The following is a 6,777-nucleotide window of genomic DNA, read 5'->3' on the forward strand; positions in this document are numbered from 1 at the left end:
GCATGCCATCCTTGGTAAATTCAACATATTGCTGCTGACCAATTCCGGGAATGTTCAGAGTGATTGGGCTGCCATTAACGAGATTGATGGTAACAGAATTACCATCAGAAGAATTCACGACATTCTTCACATTGGCCTGGCTCAAGCCAGCGATTGTGACCCCGTCAGAAGCTCCGCCAGATGTCCCATCAAAGCCACTGATAACCGTCGAAAGCGTCCCGCCAGAGGCCAGACCACTCACAACAAGGCCAGTATTCGTGCTGCCGCCCATAATAATGGTACCGCCAGCATCCGCCCAGATCGTCGCTTGACCACCATTTTCAAGGGTCATCGTGCCCGAAAGGCTTGCAGCACTCGCAATGAAAGACGAGCCACCGTTGTTCACTGTTAAATCATATATGACACCGCTGTTGACGACTGCTGCCAAACCACCACTGTTAACGATTACTCCGCTGACATAGGCCTCGTTGGAAACTGTGAGGGTACCTCCATTAACGATCGTACCCTTTCCCGTGCCACCGGCCGAAATTAGAAGATTACCGCCTGACAGAACCATACCATTGATAGTGATTCCGCCATTGAAAACCCGCTCGGTTCCCCCGTTGCTAACCGTCACATTCGAGCCGGACGCACCATCCTGAATACGCAGACCAACGCCACTGCCAACGCTGAAGTTCTGGACCGTACCATAATTGCCCAAACCATCAGACGTGATCTTGATATCAGCGCCAGACTGGAAAATATTCGTTGTCGAACTGTCGAGAGTACCTGCAAGCTCGAAATACTGGCCACCATTTCCAATCGTATTGGATACGACTATGGCGCCTGAATTAATATTGATCTGACCGCCGCTAGTGACTGTGACATCGGCAATCGTGCCGCCGGAGCTTCCATAAAGCCATGTACCTGCTCCTAAAACAGTACCACCGCTAACAGTACCACCCTGGATCGTAACAAATCGTCCTTGCGAGGTCAGGGTCAGACCGCTGATACTCCCCCCCGCCGTAACAACGCCTCTAGCATTAGATCCAGCTACTGACAGGCTGGAGACAACACCACCAGATACTACAATAACACCTTTGGGACCAACCAGGACATGGTTCGCCACACCGCCTTTAACCTGGAGTCCGTCGCCGCCATTTGTGGCGGAGATTACGGTCACATTGGACAGAATACCCCCACTCGAAACAACGATATTACTCCATCCAGACGCAGATACATTAGTTACGCTGCCGCCGGATAAAGTAATAATCTGTGAGTAACCTGTTAAGCCTGATGCAGCGCTGACATTATTGGCGCTGCCGCCAGCCGACACCCAAATAGATCCATTGGAAGCATAGGTACCGCTCGCAATTCCACCGCTTAGGACGCTTATATTCGCGCCACTCGTAATGACTCCACCTGAGACAATACCAGCATCAGCGATCTGGCCACAAAATATGACGCTACTCTCCGCCAGGAGCTGACCGCCAGAGTTAACGGCTACACTGGACACGACGCCGGACAAAACCGTCGCCGTTCCCCGACTTTCGATAGTAGCCGATGTTAGGATACCCCCACCATCAACACTGACCGATCCTCCGTCCGATACCGTTGCATAAATGGAACTACCACCCTCATTAACGGTCTGAGAGCCACCGATTATAAACGCCGAAGCTGCAATACCATCCTGCTCAATATCTTGAAGGCCGCCGGAAGTGACCGTCATGGCACTTGCTGACCCGCCCCATAATTGCTGCTGCACCCCCTCACCAATGGTCTGACTACTAACCGAGGCACCATACATCAAATATTCGACTGCCCCGGATTGAAGAGTCAGATTAACAACTGTACCGCCATAGACATTCAGGGACGCACCATATCCCACTGTGGCCGAGACAAGACTTCCTCCCATAAGACTAACGGTGCTGCCATCTCGGATCTGTGTGTTCGTTACTACACCACCGTCAATTTCCTGATACGCTCCGTCCGTTAGCGTGGTATTTTGTGCAACTCCACTTAGAACGAGGAAAGATGCATCTTCACCAGAAACCTGTATATTCGTGACGACACCGCTACTGTCATTCACAAACGTACTGCCGCTCTCGACAACAATCTGATCAGCTTTTCCAATATTAGTACCAGAACCGCCCCCAGTTACGATCAGATCAGTAACAGACCCCGCATTGATAAAAGATACACCATCACCACGAATAGTCCCGGAAATGGCAGATGCACCAGCGCTGATCAGAACTGTACCACTGCTTTCAGCGGTAACCCCGGACAATATTCCACCGCTACTGACAGCCACATAACCACCACTAGAGGCTGTAGTACTGACGGCGGTTGCCCCACTGGATATCACCTGATATCCTAACTCACTAACAGTCGCACCCGATGCAATGCCTCCTGATAGGATCACTTGGTTGCCCGTTATGATAGTTGCTAAACTATCGACGCCTCCTGCAGAAACAAACTCGTTGGATCTTGCCTCAATGACAGCACTAACCACATGGCCACCACGAACCTGAATGCCATCTCCCGTCGTATTATTCGAAGATGCAAAAACACCTGAGAGTAAACCGCCACTCTGAACGACGATAACACCCCAACCATCTGTAAATGCGCTATTTATTATTCCACCAGAGGATACAATAACTTGCGTGTAATTATTATTAAAGCCGCTCAGAGCAGAAACGTCGGATGCAATACTTCCACTTTGAGCATAAAAAATTGTTCCAGAAACAATGACATTATTTGCAAAACTACCAGATTGGTTTGTAAAAGTCATGCCAGGAAGTACTGCAACGTCACTAATATTGCCGAAATTTTTGATATTTCCAGAAGAAAAACTACCTCCAGAAAGTACGGCGCCCGCCTCAATAGTAATTAGCCCAGCTCCGGAGCCGTGAGATGCGATTGTTGTAAATGCCCCAGACTTGACATCCATCGCAGAGATTACCGCTCCCCCATCCAAATTGAGCTCACCATCTAGAAGGACAGTTGTACTGACTACAGAACCGCCACTCTGCACAGCAAGAGTATCCCCACCAGAGACGATGATACCTGACCCAACAAAACCAGAAGAAATTATTAATACCGACATAATTAAAAACTCCTGAAATACTACTTAATTTACTAAATATTAGTTTTTACTTTTCTATATTTGATAATATATTTTTATTATTAAATTAATAATACATCCATTTCGGATACACCTGTAATTTTGGCCACATGGAACTCTCGTGCAGCACCGTAGATATGATAGAGTGAGCTTGCCGGCACGTCGTTGACACGCGGTTGTCCAGCTTCGCTAAAGCGGTCGATCCAAAGCCCCTGCAAGTGATTGGGCGCAAAACAGGCGAAGAAGTTTCTGGATACCCGATTCAGCAGATCAGGCTCAGTTCGACGCTGGAGAAGAACACGGCAAAGCTCGGTCTGCGGCCAGATACGGATTGAATTCTCACTTTGAGTGCCATCGTCATGAATAGCGTCCCGCACGAAACCATTCGACACACCACAGGCAAGGCCTAAATCAAACAAACGATCGGATGCCTGTTTGATCGTTATATGACGTTTGCTTCCCGAATTGAGTCGTGAATATTCGCTGAAGAGCCAGAACCATTCAAACAGATGGCCGGGCTCAACCCGATTTTTCCCAATGGGCGCGATACGCTCCCATTTTCTGTCAAATTCTTCGAGCAACACACCCGTTTCAGACTGGATCATGCGCTCCAGGGAAAGCGTGATCAGAGCATCAGCTTCTTCCAGAAAACACTCGAGCCCCGAAACCTCATACAAAGCCAGAAAAGCTTCAAGAAGATGCATATGCGGATTTTGGTAAAGACGCTCACTTAAGGGCGAATTCACATTGAAAAATCCTCCGTGCGGAGCGCTGAAAATCTGGTGCATTTCAGCGATTGTCGCCCGAACAATGTTCAGATATCGCGTAGAAGGCATCACCTTGTATGCCCAAGCATAGGCATACAGAATGAAAGCATGAGCGTAGAGGTCACGTTTCCCGTCTTTCACTGCAAGATCGGGCGTGATCGAAAAAACCCATCCAGGCGCACCATCCGCCCGATGATAAAGTTTTTCGATACGATCAAGACACATCAAAGCCGCAGCCGAGGCCTCGTAAGTGCCATCCATGCTTGCGCGACAGAATGTCGCAATCTGCCGTGCCTGGACCATCAGACGGAGCTCAGGCACGGCAACTGGCATTCCCTCGAAGCTTAACCGCTCGTGATATATGCCGTGCGCATGATTAAAGTCCAACATGCTCCAGCACGGTAACGCTAATTCCGTCAGCCATGCAGTCCAGCATGTTGAAAAAGCAATCTCATCACATGTCATGTTTCAAAAATTACCCAGTTTCTCAGATTGCATTTTTCGTACAATCTGCGTGACCGAGTAGCCCTCGATCAGATTGACGCCCACAACACGTCCGCCAGCGGCTTTCATAATATCGTCCACCACGACCTGATCTTCAGAACAGTCGATCCCCTTAACCAGAACATCAGGCAAAAGAGCTTCGATCGTCTGCTGGAGAGTGCCCTCATCAAAAAAGACCACAAGATCCACGTCACGCAGCGCACTAACGACAAGGCCACGCGCATCTTTTGACTGCATCGGGCGTGTGGGGCCTTTATGATGAAACGCCGACGCATCACTGCTCAGAGCGACAATCAGCCGGTCACCCTCAGTAGCTGCCGCTCGAAGCAATGCAATGTGACCAGGATGGACAATATCAAAGCAGCCACTGGTAAATACAATGCTGAGACCACGCCTGCGCCAGCCGGCCACAATACTCTTGGCCCGCTCCAGAGAGACAACCCCACCGTTTGCTGCAGCGTCTTCATTCAACGCATGGGTCAACTCTTCACATGAAACAGTTGCGGTACCGATTTTCCTGATAGCAAGAGATGCAGCATGAGTCGCAATCACGACCGCCGTCTCGAGATCCTGCCCTGCCGACAACATTGCAGCGATTGTCGCCAGAACCGTATCTCCGGCACCAGAGACATCAAAGACCTCAGTTTTACGCGCCGGCTGGTGCAAAATATTTCCGTTGCGCTGCCACAATGTCATCCCGTCTTCAGAGCGCGTGATGAGAACATCACCTCCAAACTGGCCTGACAGGAGGGCGGCGGCCTGCTCAGCATCCGCGTCACCACATATGGTCAGACCAGAGGCAAGTGTTGCTTCCGACCGGTTTGGCGTAATCAGTCTGGCGCCAGCATAACAGGTAAAATCCCTGGTTTTAGGATCCACAATAACTGGAATACCGCGCGCCCGAGCCTCCTTGATAATGGCGGAGACAACATCACGAGACAGAACCCCTTTAGCGTAGTCGGAGCACACCAAAACAGAGGCCCCCTCAAGTGCAGCAATTGTCCGTGCAATAAGAGTTCGCCGGATAGCGTCATCGAAATCGATAAGGTATTCAGCGTCAACGCGGACAATCTGTTGCCCGGAACTGATGATGCGCGTTTTGGAAATCGTCGACCATCCCGGAACCTCAACGAGCATACTCAGATCGATATGGGAATGACTAGAAATCGCGTTACGTAAAGACATTCCAATGTCGTCCGGACCAACTGCTCCGATCAATGTCACAGAGCATCCCAGTGCCGCGGCATTAATTGCCACATTTGCAGCTCCGCCCGGGACTGCCGACCTACGAGACTGCCGAACAACAGGAACCGGTGCCTCTGGCGAAATGCGCTCCACATTACCAGCGACATAACAATCGAGCATCACATCGCCAATGACGACTATTTTTCCAAAATGAAGACTCTCAAGCATGATTGCGATCGTTTTTAAATATACTCAAATTTCCACAGATCCGCCACATTTCAACCGCCCTCATAAATAATATATGTTTTTCCATTACTTATTAAAATATCTGTATAGATGATTTATTCCATTCATTTTTACTTCCAGAAATAAATGGAAAAGATATATAAGAATTAATATTCATCAAATGTTTACTAAGGGCCACATCAATTCCGGTATTTATCCACGGAATTGTTTCGCTTTTATTGCCAAGTCCATCTTTAAAAATTCGAATTTTTGTGTCTTCATTGCCGAGCGGCAAAAGCAATCTCAGTAGTTTTTCTGCCCCTTTAGGCGAAATGGTATAGGAACAAAGGCCAGCAAGAAGAGTGACTTTCAATAGTTTTGGGTGAGCCATCAACGGTGTCATTGGAGAAAATCTGGGTTCTCCCGGGCCACACAAGAGTGTCACAGACGAAAAACCTGCGCCTACTGCGAGCTCTATGGGCCAATCAGTATTACATCCCCAAAAGATGATATCGAAATCTGCATGTTCTTCGATGAGGGATCTCGAGAGATCTTGGAAATCTTTATGCAGAACAGCATCATCCTCAAAAATTGTTATCTGTGAATTCTGATCGACAGCCTGTTTCCAAAGCGTCAGATGAGAAACAAGACAACCTAATGCCGCGGGACTGTAATTATTCTGATCAGAGATAATTCTGTTCTGGATCAAAGTATTTTTGGAAATAATATTTCCATCAATTGCGTCAAACATTTCAATGTCAATTCTGACATCTTTGTTTGCTTCCATGAATTCTTTTAGACGATCAGGCCTGTTTTTCAGGCTAATGATGTAATTTTTCAATTCACGCACCACAGCTACATATAAAAAGCCGTTGAGCCAGATCCTATCCAACTCAACGGCCGTTTTATTTAAAAAGTATTAGCCTTTTATGGCCTCAACCTGGTCTTTTTGTTCATTTTGAACATAGGGTCCTGCTGCCAGAACCTGAATGG

Annotated in this window: 4 protein-coding genes; all 4 read right to left on the reverse strand. The window is 48.3% G+C overall.

Going from position 1 to position 6,777, the window contains the following annotated elements; genetic code table 11:
• On the reverse strand, positions 1-2,770 hold a 2,770-nt coding region (locus tag GCE01_RS16215; protein ID WP_369690494.1), incomplete at its 3' end, for a beta strand repeat-containing protein.
• Between the two features lie 395 nt (positions 2,771-3,165).
• Positions 3,166-4,335, reverse strand: a complete 1,170-nt coding sequence (locus tag GCE01_RS16220; protein ID WP_099213664.1) for an AGE family epimerase/isomerase — start codon at positions 4,333-4,335, stop codon at positions 3,166-3,168.
• 3 nt (positions 4,336-4,338) lie between these two features.
• The gene (rfaE1, locus tag GCE01_RS16225) at positions 4,339-5,787 is read right to left on the reverse strand and encodes a D-glycero-beta-D-manno-heptose-7-phosphate kinase (RefSeq protein ID WP_099213665.1); all 1,449 of its coding nucleotides are present in this window, start codon (positions 5,785-5,787) and stop codon (positions 4,339-4,341) included.
• A gap of 91 nt (positions 5,788-5,878) precedes the next feature.
• On the reverse strand, positions 5,879-6,676 hold the full coding sequence (locus tag GCE01_RS16230; RefSeq protein ID WP_099213666.1) for a glycosyltransferase family 25 protein: 798 nt from the start codon (positions 6,674-6,676) through the stop codon (positions 5,879-5,881).
• Between the last annotated feature and the right edge of the window lie 101 nt (positions 6,677-6,777).

It is taken from the genome of Gluconobacter cerinus, from assembly GCF_002723935.1.
GTDB classification, from domain to species: domain Bacteria; phylum Pseudomonadota; class Alphaproteobacteria; order Acetobacterales; family Acetobacteraceae; genus Gluconobacter; species Gluconobacter cerinus.

Bases quoted from the DNA above. Each gene is read 5' to 3' on its own strand.
- GCE01_RS16220 (WP_099213664.1), bottom strand. From the start codon at position 4,335: ATGACATGTGATGAGATTGCTTTTTCAACATGCTGGACTGCATGGCTG.
- rfaE1 (WP_099213665.1), bottom strand. From the start codon at position 5,787: ATGCTTGAGAGTCTTCATTTTGGAAAAATAGTCGTCATTGGCGATGTG.